Annotated in this window: 29 protein-coding genes; 8 read left to right on the top strand and 21 right to left on the bottom strand. The window is 45.1% G+C overall.

Features of this window, described 5'->3' with window-relative positions:
• Positions 1-21: 21 nt before the first annotated feature.
• The gene (locus NL643_RS11975; RefSeq protein WP_253644465.1) at positions 22-414 is read left to right on the top strand and encodes a hypothetical protein; all 393 of its coding nucleotides are present in this window, start codon (positions 22-24) and stop codon (positions 412-414) included.
• A 39-nt stretch (positions 415-453) separates the two neighbouring features.
• Here NL643_RS11975 and NL643_RS11970 read toward each other — a convergent pair whose 3' ends face one another.
• The 4 genes from NL643_RS11970 to NL643_RS11955 all read right to left on the bottom strand — a co-directional run bounded on the left by NL643_RS11970 (position 454) and on the right by NL643_RS11955 (position 4,109).
• Entirely contained in the window at positions 454-1,458 is a 1,005-nt protein-coding gene (locus NL643_RS11970) for a metal-dependent hydrolase (RefSeq protein WP_253644464.1), read from the bottom strand.
• A 333-nt stretch (positions 1,459-1,791) separates the two neighbouring features.
• A complete protein-coding gene (locus tag NL643_RS11965; RefSeq protein ID WP_005486552.1) occupies positions 1,792-2,250 on the bottom strand; it encodes a hypothetical protein in 459 nt (152 codons plus the stop codon).
• 94 nt (positions 2,251-2,344) lie between these two features.
• The gene (locus tag NL643_RS11960) at positions 2,345-3,373 is read right to left on the bottom strand and encodes a phospholipase A (protein WP_253644463.1); all 1,029 of its coding nucleotides are present in this window, start codon (positions 3,371-3,373) and stop codon (positions 2,345-2,347) included.
• A gap of 232 nt (positions 3,374-3,605) precedes the next feature.
• Positions 3,606-4,109, bottom strand: coding sequence for a DUF2938 domain-containing protein (locus NL643_RS11955; protein WP_253644462.1), 504 nt, complete (start codon positions 4,107-4,109; stop codon positions 3,606-3,608).
• Positions 4,110-4,193: 84 nt separating this feature from the next.
• On the opposite strand from NL643_RS11955, the gene NL643_RS11950 reads away from it, so the two are divergent.
• Positions 4,194-4,601, top strand: coding sequence for a helix-turn-helix domain-containing protein (locus tag NL643_RS11950; RefSeq protein WP_253644461.1), 408 nt, complete (start codon positions 4,194-4,196; stop codon positions 4,599-4,601).
• A 64-nt stretch (positions 4,602-4,665) separates the two neighbouring features.
• Here the strand turns inward: NL643_RS11950 and def are convergent, their stop codons facing one another.
• From def to NL643_RS11915, 7 genes are all read right to left on the bottom strand, one after another.
• The gene (def, locus tag NL643_RS11945; RefSeq protein WP_006742287.1) at positions 4,666-5,172 is read right to left on the bottom strand and encodes a peptide deformylase; all 507 of its coding nucleotides are present in this window, start codon (positions 5,170-5,172) and stop codon (positions 4,666-4,668) included.
• Positions 5,173-5,392: 220 nt separating this feature from the next.
• Positions 5,393-5,851 (bottom strand): ABZJ_00895 family protein, encoded by a 459-nt coding sequence (locus NL643_RS11940; protein ID WP_029817912.1) that lies wholly within the window; start codon positions 5,849-5,851, stop codon positions 5,393-5,395.
• A gap of 32 nt (positions 5,852-5,883) precedes the next feature.
• Positions 5,884-6,213: a YceK/YidQ family lipoprotein gene (locus tag NL643_RS11935; RefSeq protein WP_005478428.1), complete on the bottom strand. Its 330-nt coding sequence runs from the start codon at positions 6,211-6,213 to the stop codon at positions 5,884-5,886.
• A 314-nt stretch (positions 6,214-6,527) separates the two neighbouring features.
• Positions 6,528-6,779, bottom strand: a complete 252-nt coding sequence (locus NL643_RS11930; protein ID WP_140325490.1) for a DUF2999 family protein — start codon at positions 6,777-6,779, stop codon at positions 6,528-6,530.
• 100 nt (positions 6,780-6,879) lie between these two features.
• Positions 6,880-8,325 carry an N-acylglucosamine 2-epimerase gene (locus NL643_RS11925; RefSeq protein WP_253644460.1) on the bottom strand — a complete coding sequence of 482 codons (1,446 nt, stop codon included), beginning with the start codon at positions 8,323-8,325 and terminating at the stop codon, positions 6,880-6,882.
• A gap of 113 nt (positions 8,326-8,438) precedes the next feature.
• Positions 8,439-8,975, bottom strand: a complete 537-nt coding sequence (locus NL643_RS11920) for an AAA family ATPase (protein ID WP_176319379.1) — start codon at positions 8,973-8,975, stop codon at positions 8,439-8,441.
• Positions 8,976-9,269: 294 nt separating this feature from the next.
• Positions 9,270-10,616, bottom strand: coding sequence for a magnesium transporter (locus NL643_RS11915; protein WP_253644459.1), 1,347 nt, complete (start codon positions 10,614-10,616; stop codon positions 9,270-9,272).
• A 212-nt stretch (positions 10,617-10,828) separates the two neighbouring features.
• On the opposite strand from NL643_RS11915, the gene NL643_RS11910 reads away from it, so the two are divergent.
• Both NL643_RS11910 and NL643_RS11905 read left to right on the top strand, forming a co-directional pair.
• Positions 10,829-11,449, top strand: coding sequence for a universal stress protein (locus NL643_RS11910; protein WP_253644458.1), 621 nt, complete (start codon positions 10,829-10,831; stop codon positions 11,447-11,449).
• 3 nt (positions 11,450-11,452) lie between these two features.
• On the top strand, positions 11,453-11,704 hold the full coding sequence (locus NL643_RS11905) for a universal stress protein (protein ID WP_253644457.1): 252 nt from the start codon (positions 11,453-11,455) through the stop codon (positions 11,702-11,704).
• Between the two features lie 45 nt (positions 11,705-11,749).
• Here the strand turns inward: NL643_RS11905 and NL643_RS11900 are convergent, their stop codons facing one another.
• Both NL643_RS11900 and NL643_RS11895 read right to left on the bottom strand, forming a co-directional pair.
• A complete protein-coding gene (locus NL643_RS11900; RefSeq protein ID WP_253644456.1) occupies positions 11,750-12,139 on the bottom strand; it encodes a MazG nucleotide pyrophosphohydrolase domain-containing protein in 390 nt (129 codons plus the stop codon).
• A gap of 26 nt (positions 12,140-12,165) precedes the next feature.
• Complete coding sequence (locus NL643_RS11895) at positions 12,166-12,594, bottom strand: PaaI family thioesterase (protein WP_020842047.1); 429 nt, start codon at positions 12,592-12,594, stop codon at positions 12,166-12,168.
• Between the two features lie 210 nt (positions 12,595-12,804).
• Here NL643_RS11895 and gloA point away from each other — a divergent pair, with 210 nt between their 5' ends.
• Together gloA and NL643_RS11885 are read left to right on the top strand one after the other, a co-directional pair.
• Positions 12,805-13,191, top strand: a complete 387-nt coding sequence (gene gloA, locus NL643_RS11890) for a lactoylglutathione lyase (RefSeq protein ID WP_253644455.1) — start codon at positions 12,805-12,807, stop codon at positions 13,189-13,191.
• An 11-nt stretch (positions 13,192-13,202) separates the two neighbouring features.
• Complete coding sequence (locus tag NL643_RS11885) at positions 13,203-14,303, top strand: alkene reductase (RefSeq protein WP_253644454.1); 1,101 nt, start codon at positions 13,203-13,205, stop codon at positions 14,301-14,303.
• Positions 14,304-14,423: 120 nt separating this feature from the next.
• On the opposite strand, the gene NL643_RS11880 is transcribed toward NL643_RS11885, so the two are convergent.
• On the bottom strand, positions 14,424-14,699 hold the full coding sequence (locus tag NL643_RS11880; RefSeq protein ID WP_005498697.1) for a nitrogenase-stabilizing/protective protein NifW: 276 nt from the start codon (positions 14,697-14,699) through the stop codon (positions 14,424-14,426).
• Between the two features lie 241 nt (positions 14,700-14,940).
• Between NL643_RS11880 and NL643_RS11875 the strand changes: the two genes are divergently transcribed.
• On the top strand, positions 14,941-16,791 hold the full coding sequence (locus tag NL643_RS11875; RefSeq protein ID WP_253644453.1) for an acyltransferase family protein: 1,851 nt from the start codon (positions 14,941-14,943) through the stop codon (positions 16,789-16,791).
• 80 nt (positions 16,792-16,871) lie between these two features.
• Here the strand turns inward: NL643_RS11875 and NL643_RS11870 are convergent, their stop codons facing one another.
• The 4 genes from NL643_RS11870 to NL643_RS11855 all read right to left on the bottom strand — a co-directional run bounded on the left by NL643_RS11870 (position 16,872) and on the right by NL643_RS11855 (position 21,872).
• A complete protein-coding gene (locus NL643_RS11870; protein WP_005376497.1) occupies positions 16,872-17,342 on the bottom strand; it encodes an RES family NAD+ phosphorylase in 471 nt (156 codons plus the stop codon).
• Position 17,343: 1 nt separating this feature from the next.
• Entirely contained in the window at positions 17,344-17,796 is a 453-nt protein-coding gene (locus NL643_RS11865; RefSeq protein ID WP_006742299.1) for an antitoxin Xre/MbcA/ParS toxin-binding domain-containing protein, read from the bottom strand.
• Positions 17,797-17,973: 177 nt separating this feature from the next.
• Positions 17,974-20,145 (bottom strand): catalase/peroxidase HPI, encoded by a 2,172-nt coding sequence (katG, locus tag NL643_RS11860; RefSeq protein ID WP_114323685.1) that lies wholly within the window; start codon positions 20,143-20,145, stop codon positions 17,974-17,976.
• 185 nt (positions 20,146-20,330) lie between these two features.
• Positions 20,331-21,872: a glutamate synthase-related protein gene (locus NL643_RS11855; protein WP_253644452.1), complete on the bottom strand. Its 1,542-nt coding sequence runs from the start codon at positions 21,870-21,872 to the stop codon at positions 20,331-20,333.
• A 157-nt stretch (positions 21,873-22,029) separates the two neighbouring features.
• Between NL643_RS11855 and NL643_RS11850 the strand changes: the two genes are divergently transcribed.
• A complete protein-coding gene (locus tag NL643_RS11850; protein ID WP_006742302.1) occupies positions 22,030-22,509 on the top strand; it encodes an aminoacyl-tRNA deacylase in 480 nt (159 codons plus the stop codon).
• A 166-nt stretch (positions 22,510-22,675) separates the two neighbouring features.
• Here NL643_RS11850 and NL643_RS11845 read toward each other — a convergent pair whose 3' ends face one another.
• From NL643_RS11845 to NL643_RS11835, 3 genes are all read right to left on the bottom strand, one after another.
• On the bottom strand, positions 22,676-24,088 hold the full coding sequence (locus NL643_RS11845; RefSeq protein ID WP_253644451.1) for a coniferyl aldehyde dehydrogenase: 1,413 nt from the start codon (positions 24,086-24,088) through the stop codon (positions 22,676-22,678).
• 125 nt (positions 24,089-24,213) lie between these two features.
• Complete coding sequence (locus NL643_RS11840; RefSeq protein WP_253644450.1) at positions 24,214-24,786, bottom strand: GNAT family N-acetyltransferase; 573 nt, start codon at positions 24,784-24,786, stop codon at positions 24,214-24,216.
• A gap of 114 nt (positions 24,787-24,900) precedes the next feature.
• Positions 24,901-25,359, bottom strand: coding sequence for an NUDIX pyrophosphatase (locus tag NL643_RS11835; protein WP_170892629.1), 459 nt, complete (start codon positions 25,357-25,359; stop codon positions 24,901-24,903).
• Between the last annotated feature and the right edge of the window lie 137 nt (positions 25,360-25,496).

Below are 25,496 nucleotides of genomic sequence, written 5' to 3'. Positions count from 1 at the left end.
TTACAAGTAAGCGGCACCGATATGAACAGCGAAGCGAAACAACTATTTTCTTATCTATGTAAGCAATACGATGCGCTCTCTCAAGAACTAGAGTCTCGCGCGTTTCCTGAGTTTTCCGAGACCATCACTCATCCGCTTGGACACTGCTTTGTCCGTTGCCCTGTTGGCAGTCAGCGCTTTTCCATTGTTGCAGTCAACTTTGCGCCCTCCGTTCGCGGGCAAGGTGTGCTTACTGCATTTATCGACTACATTAAAAGCCATCCATATCATTACCAAGGCGTTGAAGTCGCTATCATTGAAAACAAAAGCTTAGCAAAACGACTGTTGTCTCTTGGATGGAAGTATAAATCTCTGTTTAGCAAAATCTTCTTTGCTCATAAGCCTACGCTGGTGAAGGACTTTCAATCGGCTTGATAGTCACTGAGTCACTCCCCATGTAACCCAAGTAAGCGCTCAATCAAAGTCCGTAAGCATATTGAGAAAAGTTTGGCGGTCTTCCGCTGTACTACCTCGATGAGCAGTGTATTCGACGTGTTCATCCGCGCTGGCTTTTGGGGATAGATTGATGCCCCACAGCGCATTAATTTGGTTTGGCACGATGGAGTAACGCACATCAACAATTCGCATTTCGTCATCCGGGTCTTGCACTACAAAACCATTTGAAAACCAGCGGAAACGTTCAATATCTTTCGCTTGTTGCGATTGCGGGTCGAGCCATGGAAATTGAGTCTTCACATTGAGCTTTGGTGTGGATTCGCCTGGGTAGATTTTTATTGAACGCCCCACTCTTACCGCATCCACATAGTAGTTATCTTCCGTTTCATAAATCACTTTCCAGACCAAAAGGTTCCCGAAGGTTGGTTTTGCTTTTAGCTGCACAGCGCTGTGCTGTCGCTCTTGGACGATTTTCCATCCGGCCACTTCTGCTCTATCTCGTTGAATAACCCCAAGAGTCAGATAAGCCAGAGACCATAGAAATGCGACACGCGCGTAATTTCGATTTCGCTTCAGCGCGGCAAACAAAAGCAGGATCAAAATAGGAAATGTGAAAGCGGGGTCGATAACCGAGATTGTGTTCCAAGCATAGCGTGTGTTGCTTATCGGCCAAAAAAGCTGAGTCCCATAGCTGGTGCAAGCATCTAACAGCGCATGGGTGCTATAACCAAGGGCACAATAAAACCAACTCTGTCGGAAGTTTAGCCCTCGTCTTTTTGCAAACAACGGATACAACACTAAAGCACAGAGAAAGCTGCCAAAAGGGATAAACAACAATGAATGGGTAAAGTGTCGGTGATACTCCAAAAACAGCAATGGGTCAGTTGATGAACGGATAAGTACGTCCAAATCCGGCGCCATCCCTGAAACCACGCCTAACACGCCAGCAGCCACAATGTGCCGCTTGTTACTCGCAGACTGTGGCAAAGCAGCGCCCAGTAAACCTTGCGTTAACGGGTCCATTATTTACGCCCGCAACGAAAATATAGCCGAGATAGAAAGCATATGCGCTTCAAAATAGGCCCAAATTTAAAAACCAGAACGTTCTCCGACATAAATTATCCGTATTTAAGTGGATTGAAAGACACACCTTAATGATGCATTAAAGTGTTCGAAAACAAATACTTTGGTTTTAGTGTAAGAAGGAATCGCCCTATTTGCTAGTGAGAAGCGAACCTAAAGCGAGGATAGTGGTGTACGTCAAAAGTCCAAAACTGCGGATTTTACAGATGCAAAAATAAAACAAGGCGAACCGGATGGCTCGCCTTGTTTACTGAACGATTAACGACAAAAACCTTAGTCTTGAGGGTTTTCTTTCGCGTTGATTTCAGCGTAAGTGTGCAGAAGCTCTGTCAGAGTTTTCACCCAAGCAAAAACATCCGAAGGTGTATTTTCAAGTAGTTTTTCCACTAGTGCACAGTGTGTTTCTAGCGTGATTGCCTCTTCCAAATGGAATGAAATCGCATAGAAATGCCAAAGCACCAATCGCGTCATTCGCTCGCTATTTTGCTTTGCATTGTCTGAGTCATCAAACGCTTGTTGAATTTCACTCAGTGCGATTGCTGTCATGCGTAGCATGGCATCAAGACGTGCAGACAACATACGGTCTTCGCTATCCACTTCTTCTTGATCGAAAGTAAATAGCTCATTCATCACGTCTTCTGGCACCATTTTACTGATCATGCGAGCACTAAACTCTTCCAGTTCATGACGAGGCATGGTTACAAGACAATCGAAGGTGTAATCACGAAGCATAAAATCACTCTAGGTTGGAAATCAATTTCAGCCACGCATTCTAAATACTGAAATCTCAATTGCCAGCGTTTATTTCTAATGGGCTACCGAAAAACTACAGAACACCGTTGATCGCGATACCAACACCAATGCGCTGCTGATTATGATCATAGTCAATCAAGCTCTTACCATACCCCGTCGAGTACTGTGCGTATCCCTGAAGTTTGCCCCAGATCGGAAATGACACCCCTAATTCGGCAAAGCCTTTATGCGTTTGGAAGTTCTGGCGGCCTAAGAAGGTAAACTCATAACCATTCCATTTGTATGCACTCGATAGCTCAAAGTGCCCCATGTAATCTTCGATATCCGGGTTATCATCACCTTTAGGATCATTCGGAGATGTTTTTTCATCCTCAGGTATACGCCACCACGGTTGAAGAGAAACCGCAAAATTGTCTTTCGCAAAGGTTAAGTTGGCGTAAACACGATTCCAACTGCGCGATAACTCTTGTCTCTGCCCATTCGACTCATGTTCAATACCAAAACCTAACCAAGTCGAACCATCAAGTGGCTTCCAGTCTGTCGGAGTATAATAAAAAAGCTCAGGACGATAATTGGTTTCACGAAATGGACGCGATGCTGCTCCTGTATACACCTGCCAAAATGACTTGAGCGTCATACCAAAGAACAAACCATCCCCATCAAACAACAAATCGTCGTAGTTCATTGGCACTTTAAAACTAATTTGGAACTCCGCTTCTTCCTTACGCAGCTCATCCCCATACTTAGTGTCCGCATAAGCACGCTTATTTACGCGATCACTGTAAGTGAGCGGCAAGATGTAGTTAACACGATGCGCTACCAAACTAAATGGTTCAAAGGCGTTTTCTCGTTCTGACTCCAAACGCTTGTCGACCAAGCTTTCCTGAAGCTCCTCAGGTTCTTCAATTTCTGGATCTGCGGGCACTGTACTTGTTACTGCATCAAGCTCACACTGCGCGCGAATGCTCTTTATGGTTTCCTCACCTTTGCTTTGCTTGATTTTGTCTAGCAAACATAAATCATAAGCACTGGCTGTTTCTCCCATCGCAACTGGCGCTGCCAATAAGCTCAGTATTGATATCCCTGCCACTTTTGAAGCCATCTGAAACCCTTAATATTCTTTATATCAAACCAGATAATTTTAATTTTTCTTGGTAAACCGCTTGCCATTCTGGCGTTAAGGTAATGTTAAATGTTCGCCGACTTTACGTCTTGGATAAATACGACAGACCTCAAACATATCGGCCCACTATGAGCAACGCGCCAAAAACGACCAAGAGTTGAGCATCATAAATAAAAACAAAAAAGACTCGTTTGCATGATGCTCATATTCCCTATGCAAAATACTGGCTCGCCACTTTGATTGCAAACCCGGCTATGAATAAACCCAAGCCATAAGCCAAATGCGCCAATGTGCTAAGAAAACGGGCTTTCCAAGGTGTTGGGGTTTTACTGGCAGCAAAACCAAATCCTAGACAAGGTTGAATGACAAAAAATGGGAACACCAACGTTACCACACCAGTGGCTAAGCCGGGCACTAGACTAGGCTCTACCAACCAATGATGCCCAAAAGCAGCAATGTGAGCCAAAGCGAAAACAACACCAATGGCATAGTGCAAAAGCCAACCGAGTGCTTTTTCTCCCGACATCGGGTCTGTTGCCATAATTGGCGCATGCATAAGCTTTCCTTTGGGCATATATAAAACCCAGCGCGCAACCAATGCATAGTTTAGTGAGGGAATACCAAACACTCTCCTTTGTATCCAAGCCCATAAATCCATTACCAAAGTCGCACCAATCCCTATTAGCGCCGCTTGTAATCCTATTAAAAACAGCATTTTTTGCTCCTCAAGTTTTTGATTTGTTAAGGTCTTAGTTGCATGCTACAACTTAAAGCCAACTTGAAGTCAATGAGGAATAATATGGATATTGCAGAAGTGGTTAAAAAATCAGGATTACCGACCTCAACGCTCAGATACTACGAACAGTTGGGGTTAATTCGCTCGATAGGAAGGAATGGATTGAGACGTCAATATTCACCAGAGGTACTCAATAAACTCAACATCATTAGTTTGGGGCGTATCGCTGGAATATCACTTAACGAAATGGCAGAAATGTTGAATCACTCAGAAGGTTCAAAACCATACATTGATCGTGACTTACTGGCGAAAAGGGCGCTTGAGATTGATGAGCAAATAACACGTTTGAAAGCGGTGCGAGACAGCCTAAACCATGTTGCCACCTACCCTCATGAGTCACATATGAACTGTTCTTCATTTCAGCGGCTTATGAAGGTCGTAAAGCGTTATGTCCCCCACAAAGCGAGATAAAACACTCTACTTATTCTTGATTTAAAAGGAGGCAACTCGCGGTTGTGAGTTACTTCTTTTCATATTACTTAGCTTGTGCTTTTACGTACTTCTTCACTTTTTTCATCGCCATTTTTTGCTTTAGCGGTGAAAGATAATCAATGAACAAGTTACCAGATAAGTGGTCGATTTCGTGCTGCATCACAATCGCTAAAAACTCATCGCTCTCGATTGTCATCGGGTTACCATCACGGTCCAATGCAGACACAACAACTGATGTGTAACGCTCTACATCGGCGTAGTATTCGGGAACAGATAGGCACCCTTCTTGACCAAGTGCTTTGTTTTCTCCGCTCACCACTTCTGGGTTGACCAAGATTAAAGGATCATTGCGTTCGTCAGAGATATCGATGACAACAACCGCCTCTTTTCTGCCCACTTGGGTTGAAGCTAAACCGATGCCATTGCCCGTTGCGTAAAGTGTTTCTAGCATATCGTCGATCAACGTTTGTACTGTCGATACATCAGTGACTTTTTCTGCTTTTACTTTAAGTCTTGGGTCTGGAATGGAGAGAATTTCGAGGACTGCCATACTTACCTTTCGTTATCTGTAAATCATAATTTCCGGCGAATTATACACACGTTTCGGCAGACATAAACATGTTGAGTTTTCGTGGAAAGACCGTTTCGTCTAAAACATTCGATTTTGCTAGAGACCAAAGAGGCACAAAGAAAGAGAAGACAATAACGCCAGCACGATATGGCTGGCGTCTTCTTTACGTATCTATCTTTAAGCGTTCGTTATATGTGAGTTACGCACTCTTTTGCGCTTTTAGCAAAACCTTAATCGCCATTTTTTCACCACTCTTGAAAATAAAGTACCCGAGACAAACGGTTATTAACGTTAATACAACGATAATAATACTGAACCAGCCTAGTTCCGCTATCAGTTCAAATATAGAGATGCCCAAAAACATTAAGATGAGAGAAAACACCACTAAGCTCGATAAATTCCAAAGCAGCACTGAATACCATCTCGTTGTCGAAGGCATTATATTCCCTGTTTTATAGCCAAAATAATATCCTACACTCATCGCTGGTATTAACGTCCCAAGAAAGCCGACACCGTTCATTTCCATGCCAGAAATGTACTCAATAATAAATAGCAGTATGGCCAAACAAACTGATGCCAAACACAAAAGCGACGTTACAAAGAGCACCGAGGGAGCGTTGTTTTCTGTTGAGTAATTATTTTTCGATTCCACTTTCATTTCCTTCCATTTATTTGAATAAAATAAGTGTTTTAGATCATGCTTCCGCTTGGACAACCTAGAGAAACAACACCGCCATAACTCGTTGTTGGTGTAGCTACCATGATTAAATCAACAGGAAGAAACACAACGTCCGTTGCTAACGACAAAGGAATGTCAATCAATGATAGTGGGTATAACGCGATGGAAGTAATATCAGCTCTTAAATAGCAAGGTTGTCGTGCGACTGATAACGCTGTGCCTGAAAACGGCTTTCCGTATCCGCCACCAGCATGCGCATCTATAGACGAACACCCCACCATTAAAGATGCTGACACCACAAGAAATACAACTTGTAGCTTTTTAAATATATTTATTTTCATTTAACCTAGATTCCAACTAACTATTATTTTTTAAAACTAAACCCTCTCTCAAATTGTATATTCAATGAATTTACTCATATGGGCCCAGTGCAACCATGTTAATACGTTCTATGTATTAGAAACAATTCATTTATTTCCAATAGCACCCGTGAGTTCATGCGACGTGACTAGAATCGCACTTAATTTTTTATGCAAGCACCAAGTTAAGCTCAACCTATTCGTTTTCCCGTTGGAGTCGCGTACCTTTCATCTGATGTAAAAAAGCCGCCAGAACCATTTGGCTCTGGCGGCTTTTGTTTTTATCGAAAACTCGATTACTGCTGTAGCTTCGCTTTGGCTTCTACTACTTTGGAGAAGTCTAGGCCTAGCTCTTCCACTGCTTCTTTAATCAGTACAGGATTTTGCATTACCTGCGCCATTAACGCTTGAAGCTGCTCTTGTGGCAAACCTAGTTGGCTGATAGTTGCCATTGCAGCCAGAGGGTTTTGAGTTAACGCCTGAAATAGCTCGTTGATTTGCTCGTCGCTAATATTGTTTTCTTTCAACATCGCAAGAATCGGGTTCATCAAATTACCTTTAAATACTATGTAAAACAGACCCGCAGTTTACCACTGGGGTTTGTTAGTTTGCACGCAGACTTTAACCACCACACTACCATCGACCAAGTTATGGTCGAATATTGGTGAACGTTGCGGTAGTGACTCCATCACTTTGCGACGAAAACGCTTTTATATCCGCGTTAAAGTAATATGGATTAAGTGGCATTTTACTCTCGGCTGGTCGCGCGTAGTAAAGCTTGGCAGGCTGTTTTGCCATTTGTTGCGCGTACAAATACCCGACCAACGCATGTTCAAACTGGTGGTAACCATTTCCCCAATGGAACGCTTTGGTTGATTTAGGATTCAGACCAACACCTCCGTACTGATGATCCACCCACACGTCCATAAAGGTGGGTAACGTGTATTGAAGCGTTTCTTTCATCGAACCATCGACAAGAGAAACCGTCATCGCCGCTTGATCGAGTTCAGCCCATTCCCAAGACGAGCTGTAATGCTTGTGCGGTCTTGATTGCCAAGCAGGAATACTCTCTTGCGTCCATTTACTCTGCCATTCTGGTGAGAAGAGCGCTTTGACTTGCTCAAAGTTTTGCTGGTATTGCGCTTGTTTAAGCGTGTGTTTCATTCCTTTGAAACCAAACTCTGTCCAATTGGAATTCTCCAACAACTGACCAGTGAGATACGTCATCCAATACGCTTTGATGGTGTGTCCAAAATCATTGTGTTTTGCATCTGGCATCATTACCGCTTTGTGGTGTATCGCGCCATAAAAGCGCTGCTCTTTGTCGGAGTGGTAGTTATCCAGCATCACTTGCGTCAGCCATTGCAGATCTTGCTTCCACTTGGCTTGCGCTGGCTCTGGTAAGAGTGGTGCCGTTAACAACAGATAGCCATTGATCTGGTCAAGTTGAGCGACTAACTCTTGCTGCTTCTCACTTTCTCCATCACCATCTTTCAAAACCCACGCCAGACCGCGATCATCGCTTCGTCGGTATTGTTTAAATATAAACGCTTGCTGGTCGATAAGTGTTTGTTCAACCTTTGGATCTTGCGTCAAGTAGTAGTACATCGCCAAGCCCACCAAGGCGTAAGCTTGGTCTTGAGAAGTTCGCTGTTGCCACTCCATCCCCGGTTTTCCACTACGCGTAAAGCTCACGAAGCCACCGTTTTTCTCATCTTGTAGATGATCAATCAGGTAATAAGCCCCTTTCTTGGCTAGCTCTAATGCTTGTTTGTCACCCGTAAGATGAAAAAGCACGCCATAAGCGTAAGTTTGACGCGACTTCATGCGTGTGTATTCGCGATCGAAGTGCGGGCTAATCCACCCTTTGTTTAATTCTTCACACGGCTTTTGTGGGTCGAGAATGACACCGTTATCACAACGAAATGTCGGAAAATTCCCCGCTGGTTGCCCATGCGCACTTTCCATCATCCAATATGGCGCTAGACCATTCGTCACATGGTTTAACCAATCATCCCCCGAAGGCAGGTCCACGTCAGCAAAGCTGTTCATGCTCGTCGTTGCGAGCAATAAGGTAAGATATTTAAAAGACATAATACTCAATTAAGTTATTGAATTTTATCCAGTATAAATAACTCCCTTTACACATATTGTCGTCGTGGTCACAGTCGCCTTACGCATTTGTTTGCATTATTCATCTGTCTGCCTTATTCGATGACTGAGTCGAGAATAAACGCCACTCTGTCTTCGACTGACATTTTGGGCACTTCGATCAATTGATAACCGAACTTGTGGTATGCATCGACCATCTGTTGATACGTGGCGACCGCTTCAGAAAAATCTTGCTTTCGCTCTTCATCGTTGCTGAATATCGACGACCACGGTGGAAAAATGAACACTTGAGACTGATAACGAAGCGTCTGGCAATGCGTGATGAGCTCATGCGAGATTGGCAATTGTTCCAACTTGCTGTAGCCATATACGTCCACAATACTGCGATCAAAAAACACCTCCGCTTGGTGCACATTGAAAGCTCGGTAATTGCTCACTTCTGCCTTCATCATTTCGTCTCGAAAGGCTTGTTTGTCATTCCAAGGTAATGCTGAACCGTGATTCGCAACCTGCCTTTGTATTACGTGACGACCTGTTTCTGGCGAGCAGATAAAGCCTTGTGTTTTTAGTTGTTCGATTACCGAGGTTTTTCCTGCACCGGGACCACCAGTGAATACGATGAGTTTATTCAAAATTGTTTCCTTATTTTTTTGTTTGAGTGAAGTAATGCGTGTACAGCCAAGAAAATTGGCATCATCTGGCGTTTGAAATTGACATGGCATTTGGCACGCCAGCGTTAAGAGAAATCAGCAGTGGAATGTTTTGGAATAGAAATGAACAGTGAAAAATATTGATGAAATGGAAGCTTAAACGGCGTGTTCAGCGTTTATGAAAAACGGAGGAATTTTGAGCGAACCAAGCTTGCCCAAAAATTGGGTTGGAAAATGGAGAGATTGGATCAGCGGGTTAGTGCGTCAATTGGCTTTCTATATCAAGAAGATGGCACCTAAGCCTAAGAACGCAAAGAAACCGACGACATCAGTAACGGTCGTCAATACTACCGAGCCAGCCACGGCGGGGTCAATGTTAAACTTCTTCAACGTGAATGGTATCAGCGTACCCGATGCCGCAGCCGCCAGACTATTGAGAAAAATTGCGCAGCAGATAATAAGCGCCAATGGCCAAGAGTCAAACACCATGTAGACGACACCCGCGATGACTAATCCCATGATCAAGCCATTAATGGTGGCGATTTTTAATTCCTTATTCACCAATAGCTTCAAGTTACTTTGGTGCAAATGGTTGAGTGCGATACCCCTAATGGCCACCGCTAAGGTTTGGCTACCTGCGATGCCGCCCATACTCGCCACCACGGGCATTAAGATCGCAAGCGCAACGACTTGCTCGACCACATTATCAAAAATACCAATGATTGCAGAGGCAACAAAAGCGGTCAGCAAGTTAATCACCAACCAAAGTGCTCTTAGCCTTGTCGCCACAGTTAATGGTGTGAACAAATCTTCTTCGCTTCGTACGTTTTCTGCCACTACAGCTTGTAGGCTGAGCTCGCGCAAAGTAATCGCGATGGTCGCCATCGACAAAACGCCCATAATTTTGCCACCAGCCATGATAGGAAACCAATGCGCTCCACCATCAATCGAGACCTGTTTACTGACGCTTTGAATCGTTTGGATATCTTCCAGAATTGGCGTGACTACGGTCAAGTCTGTGAGTTTGGTATGGTTCTCATGCAGCAATAGGGTTTGAGGTTCTATCGTCCCAATAACGCCTCCGACATCACGCACAATGATCAATCGCACCGGGCTTTGTCCACGTTTTAACAACTCGGTTTTGATGCCTCCCACGCTGTTTTTAGGATTTGCGACTAAAAAATGCGTCTCGGCATATCTCCCCACTTTATTGTCTTCATACGACAGCGCTTGTTGAATGTGTGCGACCGACTCTTCACTTTGGTCGATAAGGTACTCATCCACAAACTCGGTCGGCAGAAAGTCTGCAAAGATGATCAGTTCCGAATCCGTGATGTACGCTAAGCGTTCATGTTGCAGCTCTTTGTTGAGTGATTGATGAATGTGCTTGGCGGTGTCGTATCGCAGCAAATTTAATACCGTCCAGTACTTCTCTGGCGGCACCGCTTCTATCACGCGTTTACGATAAGCAATGTTGACCGACTCCAAAATGTTCGCGATTTGCGCTTCCTGATAGTCTTTCAAAAAACTGAGGTCTTCGGTCGACTCTATCGCTTTAATGATCTCGGCAAGCAAATGAGGTACTTTGCGATTAATCTGTAATTGGCTGGAATCTATCATCATTGTCACCGATTTCCTTGGACATCACGTTAGTGTCAACACGATGTCTATTACCTAAAGGCATGAGATCCTGATGTTAAAATTCTAGGCAATGGCGCGCACAATTGCGGAATTTATATTTTGCTCGCAGAAACAGAACGTCTTTGCATAAGGGGATGGTATAAACTTTTAGTGTGCATTAGGCGCATTTGCCTCGTTTGATAATGGAGTAATCAATGGCACCAGTATTTTTTCTGACTCAGCAAGCCGCCTTACCAAGTCGTAAGGTGCTTCGTAAAGTGATTCAGTTTGCGACAGCGCTGGCTCACCCCATCGTGGTATTGGTGGAAGATCACCGCCGGAGTGAAGATCACGCGTTCGCGCATTTCCTTAGTTTCAACTCTGACCATATAGAAAAGAGACAAGCTGAGTTTGAAGCTTGGACATCAAAATTTAAAGACTTCGTTATCGAACTTTGTGAAGAAGAAGAAGTTGAAACGCCAACCCTCTCTTACGAGCATTTCAAAGGGAGTCATTGGATTGCTCAAGTTGCGAAACGTCTTGTCGACCACACAGATTTACTGCTCGTGGGGCATTTTAACAAGCACGACATTCAAACCTTACTCACCGAACTAGCAAAAAACGATTGTGATTTATTGCTATTAAGTGAGCGTTCATGGCCTTCTCACGCCAACATGCTTTGCGCGATAGATCCGCTTCATCGCGGAGATGCGAAATCGGTCGTAGATAAAGCCATTGTATCGCGAGGCTCAAAGCTAGAAAAAACCTTGGGCGGAAAAATGACGTTAGTTTACTGCCGCTACGTTGCGCCTTATCTATCTCGCTATCGTGCATAGATTTTGAGCAATCAAAAAGCAGGCATTACGGACTTTATTACTGCGCAAAAGTTAACACGAGTACCACTACTGCTGCCAGAAGGAAACCCTGAAACGGCGTTACCAAAAGCAGTTAAGCAATCACAAGCGGCAATTCTGATTATGGGCGCGTGTAAGCGAAGCATGTCATCCCAATTTTGGTCTGGCAGCACTGTAGACACGTTACTTGATCAACCGCCTTGTGACCTGCTGTTGGTCAATAGCACGAAGGATTGATCAGGCTTCCCCATTCCGCCGCATCTTAAATAATATCACGCGCAGTTATTGGCTCTTCATGGTCTCTAACTGCGCGGCTTCATGTTCCGCGTTCAAGGCTTGTTTCTGCTGCTGTTTAACCTCATTCCAACTGCGTCCCGATTCAATCGCAGATACACGCTGCTCGTATTTAGTGCAGGCTCTTTCGAGTACTTTCTCAGGATCTATGCCCTTTTCTCTTTCCAACGCTTTTAATACATTAAGATAGTTCCACAACACATCGCCTAACTCGTCTTCCAAATGACAAAGGCGATCCTCACGAATCTCTTCACGGACTTCATCGACTTCTTTGCCAATGGCCTCCAGATAAGTCTCTACGCCTTTAAACCAAGTGTTGGTTTGGTCATATTGAGATTTTCTCGTCGCAATTGCGTACAGCTCATCAAATTTCTTCATTATCTCTCCGTAGAACGAGTTTTTATTTACGCCTCTTTAGGACGAATAAACTTCCCTTTTGCCGTCACTCTAACTTCATTATTGACCAGTAATTGAGCCACCAGTTGATATATACCGCGGCGTTCACCTTCACAGTGTGCAGTAATCGAGACATGCTCATCTAGCTCAATAGGTGCATGGTAGCGCACATCCAACTGCGCGGTAAGGGCTTGAATGTCTCTAAATAACAAACAGTGCGTCATTGCACCATCGAGCAGCGAACTCGCAATGCCACCATGCAACAGGTCTGTGTAACCTTGATGACGCGGTAAAACGTGAAACTCTCCGACAACAGAACCATCGGCTAGGCACTGGTAGTTCACAGCCAAAGAGTTCGGATTCGCATCGATTGAAGAACAAACCGCACATTGATAATGAGATTCGTGAGTGGAATGAAAGTGACTGTTTGCGGACATGTTAAGTACTCGGCTTGTAAAAAGAGTAATTAGCATATGCCAATTATCAAAAAGAAACGGCGAGTAATCTTTGTTTGCACGTTGTAGGGCCAACAACCTCATTATCCATAACGTTAAATAATCATTTTCATAATTAACGATAATTTCCAGTTTATTTAGAGTGGCGATAAGGTTTGCATCGTGATTACGCAACGTTATGAAAGGCGACTTATGAAGTTTCTCCACACGATGATCCGTGTTGTTGACCTAGACAAATCTATCGAATTTTATACAAAAATTCTGGGAATGAGCGTTTTGGATCGTTTTGAGAACCAAGAATACCGTTACTCACTGGTGTTTGTTGGTAGCCCTGATCAACCAGATAGCGCGACCATCGAGCTAACTTATAACTGGGATACCGGCAGTTACGACTTAGGTAACGCATTCGGACACATGGCGCTTGGGTGTGAAGACATTTACACAGCTTGCGAAAAAATCAAAGCGCTTGGTGGTAACGTCACTCGCGAACCCGGTCCAATGAAAGGAGGAGAAACACACATCGCCTTCATTAAAGATCCCGACGGCTACCCAATCGAACTGATTCAAACTAAACAATAACGAGGTTTCCTATGACAGACGCATTATTTCAACCGATTCAACTTGGCTCTCTCTCATTAAAAAACCGCATCGTTATGCCTCCGATGACGCGCTCTCGAGCCTCTCAACCGGGTAATGTCGCCAACGACATGATGGCCACCTACTACGCTCAACGCGCCGAAGCGGGATTAATCGTTGCTGAAGGCACGCAAATTTCACCAATGGGTCAAGGCTACGCGTGGACACCGGGTATTTATAGCCCAGAGCAAATTGCTGGCTGGAAAAAAGTAACTGATGCAGTGCACGAGAAAGGCGGCGTTATCTTCGCGCAATTATGGCACGTTGGTCGTGTGACTCATCCTGACAACATCGGCGGCGAGCAACCTATTTCTTCTTCTGCGCTCAAAGCAGAAAACGTGAAAGTATTTATCGACAATGGCACAGACGAACCTGGCTTTGTCGACGTGGTTGAGCCGCGTGAGATGACCAAACAAGACATCAAGAATGTTATTGAAGAATACCGCCAAGCCGCATTAAACGCGATAGAAGCTGGGTTTGATGGTGTCGAACTTCACGCAGCAAATGGCTACTTGGTTAACCAGTTTATCGATTCTGAAGCGAACAACCGCACCGATGAATACGGCGGCTCAATTGAAAACCGTCTGCGTTTTCTTGGTGAAGTGGTCGAAGCAATGACGCAAGCCATTGGCGCAGAGCGTGTTGGTGTTCGCCTTGCACCATTCACTTCGTTAAACGGCACCGTTGATAGCACACCTGTCAACACCTACACCGCTGCTGCAGCGCTGCTTGATAAACTCAATGTGGTTTACATTCACATTGCAGAAGTGGATTGGGACGACGCACCAGACACTCCGCACGACTTTAAAACCGCAGTTCGTGAGGCGTATAAAGGCACACTGATCTATGCCGGTCGTTACAACGCAGAAAAGTCGCAACACGCGATTGAAAGTGGCTTAGCCGACATGATCGGTTTTGGTCGTCCGTTTGTTGCAAACCCAGACTTACCAAGCCGCATCAAGCATGGCTATCCACTGGCAGAACATGACCCTGCCACATTGTTCGGCGGCGGTGAAAAAGGCTTAGTGGACTACCCTGCTTATCACGCGGGTTAACTCATCTACGTAAAGCCGATTCGCAACTCGCGACAAACCAATAGCTAACCCAAAAGAACCTTGCTCTTCCCCCTGTGACGCCAAGATGCAGGGTTCTTTTTTAGGCTAAGCCACCAAGAATTAACGTCTTTGACAAGATGTGCAACCTCGGCACGCAGAGCGCGTCGTTTTACTTAGTAAACTGCGTTGTACTTTACAGTAGGCATTTTTCAGTGCGCGGCGGCCTGAAAACCAATCATCCGGTTTAGTGAGGATTAAGTAGCCATTAAATCTCTTAACCAACTCGGTTCGGTTGTTTTCGATAAATCGGCTATCAAACTCGATTTCGAAGTAATCCAACGCTTCTTCGATACAAGTAAAGCTGGCAATTTTTTCCTGAATCGTATTCTCTGTCATTGTTTCTTTAGCGTTATCATTTTCAATGAAGTCTAAGAGCCTCGCGCTTTACGTTCTTTGATTTAGCGCTTCTTAAAATCACTCTTTCTGGGATTTCCATATTGAAATTCAATTTGGGAATTCGTTATTTCCCCCAGCCTTTTCATTTTGACACTCAATTTAAGGTGCTGATTTAAAGCAATATTATTTCTGGTTCATATTTTGCTCTACTTCGTTAAACGGAATGTTGGAGGGACACGATATGACTTACAGAGCGGAAGTGGACGGATTAAGGGCGATTGCTGTCACGTTGGTGATTTTGTTTCATGCAGGAGTTGAGCAATTCGCTGGTGGCTTTATTGGCGTCGACGTATTTTTTGTTATCAGCGGCTATTTGATCACCACCATCGTGATTAACGATTTGGAAAACCAGAAGTTCAGCCTCGGTGATTTTTATGAGCGACGCATTCGCCGCATACTTCCCCTGCTACTGGTGGTGATTGCCGTCAGCTATTTGATGTCTTGGTGGCTGTTTTTGCCACAAGCACACAAAGACGTTGGTCAGTTCGCAGTGTCTTCTATACTTTCTTCATCCAACATTCTTCTGTATTTAAAAGGTCACAATTACTTCGGTTTAGAAGATCAAGCCAATCCGCTATTTCACACCTGGAGCTTGGGCGTTGAAGAACAATACTACATTGTCATTCCTTTGCTACTCATGCTACTCGCTCGTGGCAAAAACGCGTTTTACCTGACTTTTTTCATCGCGGTATTTGCGCTGAGTTTGATGACTATTGTCTATGCGAGCAACGATCCTGATTTCGCCTTCTACATGATCTTCTCTCGTGCTTGGGAACTGGCAACCGGTTCATTACTCGCATTAGTAATGAGAAAAGTTCAAGTTCAATCCAACGATACGCTGGCAACCATTGGCATCGTTTTGATATTGGCCTCTGCACTTTTGTTTGAAAAATCGCAAGATGGCGCGGGTATCACTTTGCTGGTGCCAGTCATCGGTAGCGCGTTAGTGATTTTGTTTGCCTCTAAAGACAATGTCTGCGGTAAATTGCTGAGCCTAAAATGGGTTGTGTTCGTTGGCTTAATCAGCTACAGCTTGTACTTGTGGCATATTCCGCTATTTGTGTTTTACCGCTACATGCTGGACGCAACTCAAGACGTCAATATCTCGCTTTACATTGCCGCTCTTTTTGTACTGTCTTACTTCACTTGGCGCTTTGTTGAAAAGCCGTTCCGCAGCCGAAAAGCCATGAGCATGCGCACTGTATCTGCGGTTGTTGTGTTGTTGACGTTACCCTTGCTGACGTTCGGCGTTATTGGTCATAAAAACGGTGGTTTTCCAGAAAGAAGCGCATTTTTCGAAGCCATGCGCGTTAATAACGGTTACGGTTTAGATTGCAACGGCAACACCGACGTTAACGATGTGTGCTCGTCTGCGCCGCAGCCCACCATCGCAGTGCTAGGCAATAGTCACAGCATGGTTTACGTAAAGCGTCTATCCGAAGTAACACCAACTGGCGTAGTGCAACTTACTCAAGATTCCTGTGCAGTCGGTTATGTCGACATCATCAAAGATGCTGGATCAATTTCTTGCCGACAGTTCTTCAAACAGGCAGTCGATACCATTTTGCGTACCCCTTCTATTCGTCGCGTCGTTATCTCTTCCAACTTCAATAAAGAGCTTTCACAAGCCGATTATGAGGCATCATTAACTGGATTGTTGAATGAACTGGAAGGGAAAGAAGTGGTCGTTTTCGGCCCAACCCCTTCCGCACCTTTTGCGGTAGGAGAATGCCTTTGGAAAGCGCGTTTGTTTGGCGAGACGAAAGAGTCCGCATGCGATTTTTCTCCCAAACAACATCACCCTCAAAACGTGGAAAAGTTAGTGAACTACTTTGAGCAATTTGAGCATGTTGAGTTTGTCGACTTGACCGAGGCCATTTGCAGAAATGGTGTATGTCGAATGAAAGTTGGTGCGAACAACGCCATGTATACCGATGACAGCCATTTATCTTACAAAGGTGCTGAGTTGGTGCTTGGGCATTACCACAGCAGTGCGAATGAAGCGCAACAGTTCACTTACGACCGACAATAACCAAGAGAATAAACTTTTATGCTTCAGCGCTTATCTCAGGTAAGCGCTGAATATTTTAAAGCGAGAGAAAGCCAGCGCGTTTATTTGAAAATGCGTGGGTCAAACGCGAAATCGAGCTTTTCGGCCTTCTTGATGATCTCTTTCATTTTGGGATGATTTGGGTTCACCACGTAGTTTTTATCACGAGGTGAAATCGTTGAAGGCACTTGTAGCGCGGCAAACTCAGGATGAGGATCATTGAGAAACTGGTCACCTATGTACTGTGTAGACTCGCTCGCCGGTATTGCTCGCCACGTCACAGGGAGATCTTCTTCATCTAAGGTGGCGATGAGATATTCGGGCATCTCAATACGATATAAATCGTACAGTTTGGTGATAGCTGGATCGTTATTTACGTGAACAAACACTTCCAACGAGCAAAGGGATTCCGATTCAGAGAAGTAGAGGGCTTCGGTTCCTTTTGAGTTCCATCGCCCTCCAAATAACTTTGCGCCAACGGGGCTAAATGGCGTGTCAGCGAATTTCTTTTGTGTGAGACGATAGAGCTTCATATTACGAGAACACCCCGTGCTCTAAACGGCCGATCAAATCTTTTACGATTTCAAAATCAACCGTAGTCGACACCATATCAAGTGGACGTTTTCCACCTAAGCCGTACACATTTTCTCTCATCCATTTTAACGCGCGTTCTTCGTCGTCAAACAACTCTGTTGCGAGTTTCAATAACATCGCTAATCGATAGATTGCATCACTCTCTTGAGTATTAAAACGCTCATCATTTTTAAGACGACGCTTAATTGTACTAACAGGAATCAGTGTCACATGTTGGAATTCACTTTGAGAAAGCTTTACTCGATCAACAATGTTCCGGTATACCTTGGGCTCAAAGCCTTTGTGAACCGCATCAATACGACCCGTTTCAGCATCTTCAATACCTAACATAAGCCAGAAATTGGCTTTATGAGATTGTTTCGGCTTAAAGCTTTTTAATGCTGCAGTTGCCATATCAAGCTCCTATGGTTCATATGGTCTAGTTATTATGGTTCAAATGAGCTCAATTTTCAATCAAAGTAACAATCAAAGTAAAAAGACAGGTAAAGAAAAAGGCGAGCTTTGCGCCCGCCTCTCTTACTTATTCATCAACTTTGTTTACGCATCTACCGATTTGCATCGTTTCACTTATTACAAGTCAAAACGGTCGGCGTTCATGACTTTCGTCCATGCAGCGATGAAGTCGTGGATGAATTTTTCCTGATTATCATCTTGCGCATACACTTCCGCGTACGAACGTAGAATCGAGTTTGAGCCAAAGACAAGATCCACACGGGTTGCCGTCCACTTCACAGCGTCGGTTTTACGATCACGGATTTCATATTGATTAGCACTCACTGGTTTCCACGTATATGCCATGTCAGTAAGGTTCACGAAGAAATCATTCGACAAAGTGCCTACTCGGTCAGTAAATACGCCCTCTTTTCCACCGCCGTAGTTACTGCCTAAAACGCGCATACCACCGATGAGTACCGTCATTTCTGGTGCTGTCAAACCCATAAGCTGCGCTCGGTCGAGCAACAACTCTTCCGGCTTAACCGCGTAGTCTTTCTTCAACCAATTTCGAAAACCGTCTGCAACAGGCTCAAGAACTTCGAATGATTCAACATCCGTCATCTCTTGGGTGGCATCACCTCGGCCTGGCGCGAATGGCACAGATACATCATGACCTGCGGCACGCGCAGCCAGTTCAATACCTACGTTACCAGCAAGCACGATAGCATCTGCAACACTACAGCCCTCTTCTGCTGCTATTTTTTCTAGCACAGCAAGAACACGACTTAGACGCTCTGGCTCGTTTCCTTGCCAATCTTTTTGCGGAGCCAAACGAATTCTCGCACCATTTGCGCCGCCTCGGCGATCAGAGCCACGGTAAGTACGCGCACTATCCCACGCCGTACTTACTAGCTCACTAATGGATAGGCCACTTGCTTCGATTTTTGTTTTCACTAAATCGACATCGTAGTCTGTCTTACCTGCAGGCGTTGGGTCTTGCCAAATAAGATCTTCGCTTGGCACATCAGGTCCGAAATAACATGATTTTGGTCCTAGATCGCGGTGTGTCAACTTAAACCAGGCACGAGCAAAAACGTCATCAAAGTACGCTGGGTCATTTTGGAACTTTTCTGCAATCTTGCGATATTCAGGGTCCATTTTGAGCGCCATATCGGCGTCAGTCATAATTGGATTGTAGCGCTTAGAACCATCTTCAACATCGACAGGCTTGTCTTCTTCTTCAATGTCGATTGGCTCCCACTGCCACGCACCTGCTGGGCTCTTCTTCAGTTCCCAATCGTACTTAAATAGTAGGTGGAAGTATCCGTAGTCCCATTGTGTAGGGTGTGTCGTCCAAGCACCTTCAATGCCGCTCGTTACCGTGTCACGGCCAATGCCACGTGTTTTGTGGTTAATCCAGCCAAGACCTTGTTCATGAACGTCTGCTGCTTCGGGCTCTGGACCAAGGTTTGCGGCATCACCATTACCATGACACTTACCGACCGTGTGACCACCCGCTGTGAGCGCGACAGTTTCTTCATCGTTCATTGCCATTCGCGCAAAGGTCACACGCATGTCATGTGCTGTTTTGAGGGGATCTGGGTTACCGTCCACCCCTTCTGGGTTGACGTAGATAAGCCCCATCATTACTGCGGCAAGTGGATTTTCTAAATCTCGCTCACCAGAGTAGCGGCTGTTATCAGCGTCACTTGTGGCTAACCATTCTTGCTCGGACCCCCAGTAAGTGTCTTTTTCTGGGTGCCAAATGTCTTCTCGCCCAAAGCCAAAACCAAAGGTCTTAAAGCCCATGGATTCATACGCCATGTTACCGGCAAGGACAATCAGATCGGCCCAACTTAATTTGTTGCCATATTTTTTCTTGATTGGCCATAAAAGGCGGCGAGCCTTGTCGAGGTTTGCGTTATCTGGCCAAGAGTTGAGAGGAGCAAAACGCTGGTTGCCTGTCGCAGCGCCGCCACGTCCATCCGCGATACGATAACTACCCGCTGCGTGCCATGCCATTCGGATCATTAAACCGCCGTAATGTCCCCAGTCGGCAGGCCACCAGTCTTGGCTATCAGTCATTAACTCTTTTAAGTCTTTTTTAAGTGCTTCGACATCTAGCTTTTTCAGTTCTTCTTTGTAATTAAAGTCCTGGCCAAATGGGTTGGTTTTGGAGTCGTGTTGATGCAGGATGTCTAAGTTTAAGGCATTCGGCCACCAATCCATCACCGACTTATCTGTAGATGTTTGCCCACCATGCATAACTGGACATTTACCTACCGAACCGCCGTTTGTGTTGCTCATATAATGCTCCTTCGTATCGTGGTTGTGGTAACCACTCTTTGTTATTCAATAAATCGAATATCCACCTCAAACAGCGTAGTTCATACACTGAATTTTTAGTTAACGCCAAGTCAAAATTTCCATATCTCGGCTAATAAATAATTGTTATCAAACATGTACCTATATGCAGAAAATATGGATAGAGATCAGTTTAAGTCCATACCTGAATACTTGATCCCAGACAGCCTCGCCATGTTGTGATCCCAAGTCGCTAAATCATGGCGACTAAATTCATTCAGAGCGTGGTGACCACATGCCCTTGCCATAACTTGCATGAGCTCGACCGAGGATTCGAAGAAATTTTTCAGTTGCTGAGATGATTTTTCGATATCGAGACGCTGCCTCAAATCGGCATTTTGTGTCGCAATGCCTGCCGGGCAATTATTGGTGTTGCAGATGCGAGCCGCGACGCAACCGATCGATTGCATCGCACTGTTGGCTATCGCCACTCCGTCTGCCCCAAGTGCCAACGCTTTGACAAAATCCATAGGAACTCGCAACCCACCAGTGATGATTAATGTGACGCGGTCACTTGCGCCTTTTTCATCTAAGTACTTACGCGCACGAGCTAGCGCAGGAATGGTTGGCACGCTAATATGATCACGGAACATAGTTGGCGCCGCGCCCGTGCCACCACCGCGACCATCTAAGATGATGTAATCGGCACCCGCATCGAGCGCAAATTGTATGTCTTGCTCAATATGGTTTGCACTGAGTTTAAAGCCAATTGGAATGCCGCCAGTGATGCCACGGACTCTGTCAGCAAACTTTCTGAAATCGTGAGTAGTATGAAGGTCTTTAAATGTTGGCGGTGAGATTGCTGGTTGGCCTTCGGGGATACCTCTCACCTGAGAGATCTTACCCACATTTTTATTTGCTGGAAGATGACCACCCGTGCCTGTTTTGGCGCCCTGCCCACCTTTAAAATGAAAAGCCTGAACATTAAGAAGCTTAGATTCATCGTAGCCAAACTGAGCACTGGCAAGCTCATAGAAATACCGCGAATTTGCAGCTTGTTCTTCAGGTAACATCCCCCCTTCACCGGAGCAAATCCCAGTCCCTGCCAACTCAGCACCTTTTGCTAGCGCAATTTTCGCCTCTTCCGAAAGTGCGCCAAAACTCATGTCCGACACCAACAAAGGAATAGCGAGCTTGAGCGGCTTACGCGCGTTTGGCCCCACAATCAACTCGGTAGACACGGGAACGTCTTCTAACAACGGTTGTGTCGCCATTTGCGCCACCATGATTTGTATAGCATCCCAATGTGGTAGCAAATGCCTAGGAACCCCCATTGCAGCCATCGGACCATGATGACCGAGTTTAGAGAGCCCTTCTCTCGCTAATTGGTGGATAAACTCTAGGGTTGGTTCTTCTTGAGTAGCGGACGCAGTCGGTTTGTCACTTTTCTCTCGTTTTTTCTCAGGGCCTTCTTTGCCGACTTGCTCAGAAGAAAAACGCTTATGTGTTCCATCACAAAATGGGGCATTAGAGGTATGCTTGCACTGGCAGAGATACGCTTCTTCATCTTTTTCCGCAGTAAAGCTCATTGGCTTTAAGCCTGTTCCCGAATGCGACCCATCGCAATAAGGTTGATTTTTAGAACGTCCACATCGGCAAAAGTAATATTCTTGCCCTTCGGTTAGATTCACTTTAGTCGGCTTATTATCGGCGATGATTGGCTTGCTCATGTTGCCCCCTGTTTATTATTGTTAACCACGCTTTCTCGCTGGCTTGCAATAAGCGTAGAACAGGAGCGGAAAGAGCGTCAGCGAAACCAGAGTAAAATACGCGATTGTCGCTTGCCTCACCTATACTCTTTATGGGTCTCATACACGTGGAGGCTATATGACGATTGCAACCCGATTAGATGAATATTTGACTGAGCATAACATTCACTTTCAAACCGTGAATCACAGTCACAGTCATAGCTCGCTACAAAGTGGTGTTGCCGCAGGTGTGCCTTTAATGAATATCGCAAAAGGCGTCATTCTTGAGGATCATGAAGGGCATCATATGATGGCGGTCTTACCTGCCAACAACAAAATCAGTTTGTCGAGATTAAACGATGAATTTAACGCTACTTTCCACTTGGTGAAAGAGCGTATGGTTTACCGACTCTTCACTGATTGTGAGCACGGCGCAATTCCACCGATTGGTAGTCCTTACCACATGTCGACCGTTTGTGATGAAAGATTAGCAAACTTGGAACATGTCTATCTTGAAGCCGGCGATCATGAAACTCTGATTAAGCTAGATAGAAAGGCATTTAAAGAGCTAATGAACGACTGCAAATACTTAAGATTCAGCAGTGAAGTTCTGCATTAAACTTCCAAAAATCTGTCGACATTTCGTGAAAAAGGCTCTTTCAAAAAGAGCCTTTCTTTCTCTATTGGCAGCGCGTGGTGGAAACTTCCCGACCTTAGGTAATCCGCAATTCAGAACACATAGAAACAAAAAACGCCCGTTTGAGCGGTTTTTAACAATCCAACCACTATCGAACAAAAATCTTTTGAATCGCTTTTATCGCCATAGCTCTGCGACGCATTAATGCCCCCGTCCTTGGTAGCCATTTCGGCGTGTGGAGTACGGTTTTCGCGTGGCTAAAGGTTCTGAATCCTTCCACTCCGTGATAATGACCAATGCCTGATTCACCAACGCCACCGAAAGGCGCATCTTCAGCGCCAACGTGTAATACCGTGTCGTTAATGCCGACGCCGCCACTGTGTGTGTTGCGTACAATATGTCTGATGGTCGATTTGTTGTCCGACATAACATACAGCGCAAGTGGTCGCTGGTGCTGATTAATGTAGTCAATCGCTTCATCTACCGCTTTGTAAGGCTTGATGGGTAGAAATGGCCCAAATATTTCCTCTTGCATGATGCGCATATCTGTCGACACGTCTGTGATCAAATGAGGATACAAAAGCCTTTCCTGTTGAGGTGACGCTTCAACAGTATGGATGCTTGCGCCCTGAGCTTTGGCGTCCTCAAGTAGCGCAGTCAAACGATCATACTGTCGTTGATTAATAATATGGGTCAGCTTTTGATTCTTGTTGGATTTCAAATAGAGTTTTTCAAAACGTTTTAAGAACAGCGTGATGAACTCTTCGACGCGTTCTTGTGGTACAAACGCGTAATCAGGCGCGACACAAATCTGACCGGCATTGATGCATTTACCAAACAAAATCGCATCAACGGTTTTCTTCATGTCTGCATCTTCTGCAATGATCACCGGAGATTTTCCACCCAGTTCTAACGTCACTGGAGTCAGGTTATCTGCCGCTGCTTTTGCCACAGCGCGACCAACATTTGTCGAGCCAGTAAACAAAAGATGATCGAATGGCAGTTGGCTGAATGATCGTGCAACGTCCGCTTCACCTTCAAATACTTCGACATATTCAGACAACTCGCGACAAATATTGACGATGACTTTATTGGTTTTGGGCGTAAATTCGCTGAGCTTCATCATCACACGGTTACCTGCGGCCAAAGCAGTAACTAAAGGCGCAAGGCTCAAAATGACAGGAAAATTCCACGGCGAAATGATCCCGACCACGCCGAGTGGCTGATACTGAACAGTCACTTTCGACGGAGCAAGCAACAGACCGGATTCACGCTTACTTGGTTTGCACCACTTTTTTAGCTGCTTGATGGTGTAATTGATGTGCGAGACCGTCGGCAAAACGTCGGTCATGGCGGTATCAAATTCGGAACGATAGCCAAAATCGTCACTCAGCGCTTCCACCAATGCTTGTTTATTCGCAATCAGAGCTTGTTTTAGCAAGACAAGGCGCTGCTTACGTTCATCCAGACTAGGATAAGGTTCGGCGGCATACGCTGCTTTTAAGCGATCAAGGCTTTGTTGTAACGAGTTGTCCACTTCAACCTCTGCGATTGCGTTCATGATGCTTCTCCTAACCTAGTTTCAACCAATGACGCTCCAAATTAACACGAGCGCAACAATGTTACTATTGTAGCGCTCGCGAAATTAGAGTTCGAACTCTGATTAAAATATCAGTGGGTTTGGAGCTAAGTCAGACGCAACTCATAAATGCCGAGCCGTTGAGAGCGGTCAAGCGTCTCGAACTCGTGATCAACGTATTCTTTTAATGTAGCACCAGCACGCTCAGCAATATTGATGCTGGCAATGTTGTCTTCCATACAGTGGAATTGTATGAATTGCGCGTGCCCTTTCTGCTTCAAAAAAGGAATCAACACCGCGAGTACTTGGTCGATCACTCGGTGTCCTCGCCCATTGTTGGCAAGCCAATAGCCAATCTCAGTGACGCGTGTGTGCGAATCCACACCTTTTATGCCAATAACACCCGTAAACTGCTCATCAAAATAAATCGCGCACCAGTGGGCATCTAACGCTTTGCTGTTCACGCGCTGAGAGATGTAGTTCACCGCTTCTCTGCGGTTGGTCACAAAGTCCGTCCAAGGCAAATAGCCAGAGAGGCTGTTTCGATACGTGTTCACCACTTCCAGTAAAACAGTCGCGTGTTTGGTGGTGAGAGGCTCAATTGAGACCCTGTCTGAAACAGCAAAACTGGCCTGCATGCTATTTCCTTGATACGCCTTTTGGCACATGACCTCATCCATCCACATTATCCCTTTTTCAGTAAACACTACTCATAAATCCTACCGCCTCATTGCATTGAGAACAAACTTCCATATTCGTTATGTCAAACGTGCTTAAAAGGATGGCTATCTCGTCTAGTCTGTTTGTTCAATTAACGTAAATGGCGTCAACGACTCCACATCCACGTAATGCCTCCACACATGTTCGTAAAGGTGGTGTTGATTTGCAAACGGGGCTAGTCGTTTTGCTTCTTCAAGCGTACACCAACAATACTCTGTGTGTTCTTCGTTAAGTACAACCGATTGGTTAGGTGGACAAAACATTACGAAGCATGGAATAACCATGATGCGGTTATTTTTTGCTTCGTAGAACTGTTCTAGAAAGTCTGCAGTATGTAACTCAACATCGTCAATTTGCGTCTCCTCTTTCAGTTCTCTGAGAATAGTTTGCCATCCGGTTTCACCGGCCTCTACCCCACCAGCAACATGGCACCAATAACCACCTTTAACACGTTTGAGCAACAGCATTCTATCGACGCCATCAATTTTAGAAATGACAACGCCAGAAGTATGCGTCGCTTGTACTGGGATCATGTATGCTCCTTAAATATCTAGATATTTCCTAGATGCGCTCCATGCGCGAATGAAAGATAGGGTTGCTTGAGAACCCACAGTCTACTGCTTATTCTCACTCTCGGCAGATGTGTTTGAATATCACGGATCATTTTGTG

The sequence above is a fragment of the Vibrio sp. Y42_MX_L11 genome, assembly GCF_024181785.1.
Taxonomy (GTDB): Bacteria; Pseudomonadota; Gammaproteobacteria; order Enterobacterales; family Vibrionaceae; genus Vibrio; species Vibrio diabolicus.
Note: the sequence above shows the minus strand (reverse complement) of the source record. Positions and strands in the feature narration are given on the sequence as shown.

Coding starts and splice junctions, on each gene's coding strand:
- NL643_RS11845 (WP_253644451.1), bottom strand. CDS start 24,088: ATGAACGCAATCGCAGAGGTTGAAGTGGACAACTCGTTACAACAAAGC.
- NL643_RS11965 (WP_005486552.1), bottom strand. CDS start 2,250: ATGCTTCGTGATTACACCTTCGATTGTCTTGTAACCATGCCTCGTCAT.
- NL643_RS11925 (WP_253644460.1), bottom strand. CDS start 8,325: ATGTCTTTTAAATATCTTACCTTATTGCTCGCAACGACGAGCATGAAC.
- katG (WP_114323685.1), bottom strand. CDS start 20,145: ATGAGCAACACAAACGGCGGTTCGGTAGGTAAATGTCCAGTTATGCAT.
- NL643_RS11955 (WP_253644462.1), bottom strand. CDS start 4,109: ATGCTGTTTTTAATAGGATTACAAGCGGCGCTAATAGGGATTGGTGCG.
- NL643_RS11870 (WP_005376497.1), bottom strand. CDS start 17,342: ATGAAGCTCTATCGTCTCACACAAAAGAAATTCGCTGACACGCCATTT.
- NL643_RS11970 (WP_253644464.1), bottom strand. CDS start 1,458: ATGGACCCGTTAACGCAAGGTTTACTGGGCGCTGCTTTGCCACAGTCT.
- NL643_RS11885 (WP_253644454.1), top strand. CDS start 13,203: ATGACAGACGCATTATTTCAACCGATTCAACTTGGCTCTCTCTCATTA.
- NL643_RS11960 (WP_253644463.1), bottom strand. CDS start 3,373: ATGGCTTCAAAAGTGGCAGGGATATCAATACTGAGCTTATTGGCAGCG.
- gloA (WP_253644455.1), top strand. CDS start 12,805: ATGAAGTTTCTCCACACGATGATCCGTGTTGTTGACCTAGACAAATCT.
- NL643_RS11900 (WP_253644456.1), bottom strand. CDS start 12,139: ATGAAGAAATTTGATGAGCTGTACGCAATTGCGACGAGAAAATCTCAA.
- NL643_RS11835 (WP_170892629.1), bottom strand. CDS start 25,359: ATGATCCCAGTACAAGCGACGCATACTTCTGGCGTTGTCATTTCTAAA.
- NL643_RS11880 (WP_005498697.1), bottom strand. CDS start 14,699: ATGACAGAGAATACGATTCAGGAAAAAATTGCCAGCTTTACTTGTATC.
- NL643_RS11895 (WP_020842047.1), bottom strand. CDS start 12,594: ATGTCCGCAAACAGTCACTTTCATTCCACTCACGAATCTCATTATCAA.
- def (WP_006742287.1), bottom strand. CDS start 5,172: ATGGCAGTCCTCGAAATTCTCTCCATTCCAGACCCAAGACTTAAAGTA.
- NL643_RS11975 (WP_253644465.1), top strand. CDS start 22: ATGAACAGCGAAGCGAAACAACTATTTTCTTATCTATGTAAGCAATAC.
- NL643_RS11910 (WP_253644458.1), top strand. CDS start 10,829: ATGGCACCAGTATTTTTTCTGACTCAGCAAGCCGCCTTACCAAGTCGT.
- NL643_RS11865 (WP_006742299.1), bottom strand. CDS start 17,796: ATGGCAACTGCAGCATTAAAAAGCTTTAAGCCGAAACAATCTCATAAA.
- NL643_RS11875 (WP_253644453.1), top strand. CDS start 14,941: ATGACTTACAGAGCGGAAGTGGACGGATTAAGGGCGATTGCTGTCACG.
- NL643_RS11930 (WP_140325490.1), bottom strand. CDS start 6,779: ATGAACCCGATTCTTGCGATGTTGAAAGAAAACAATATTAGCGACGAG.
- NL643_RS11950 (WP_253644461.1), top strand. CDS start 4,194: ATGGATATTGCAGAAGTGGTTAAAAAATCAGGATTACCGACCTCAACG.
- NL643_RS11855 (WP_253644452.1), bottom strand. CDS start 21,872: ATGAGCAAGCCAATCATCGCCGATAATAAGCCGACTAAAGTGAATCTA.
- NL643_RS11915 (WP_253644459.1), bottom strand. CDS start 10,616: ATGATGATAGATTCCAGCCAATTACAGATTAATCGCAAAGTACCTCAT.
- NL643_RS11940 (WP_029817912.1), bottom strand. CDS start 5,851: ATGAAAGTGGAATCGAAAAATAATTACTCAACAGAAAACAACGCTCCC.
- NL643_RS11935 (WP_005478428.1), bottom strand. CDS start 6,213: ATGAAAATAAATATATTTAAAAAGCTACAAGTTGTATTTCTTGTGGTG.
- NL643_RS11850 (WP_006742302.1), top strand. CDS start 22,030: ATGACGATTGCAACCCGATTAGATGAATATTTGACTGAGCATAACATT.
- NL643_RS11840 (WP_253644450.1), bottom strand. CDS start 24,786: ATGGATGAGGTCATGTGCCAAAAGGCGTATCAAGGAAATAGCATGCAG.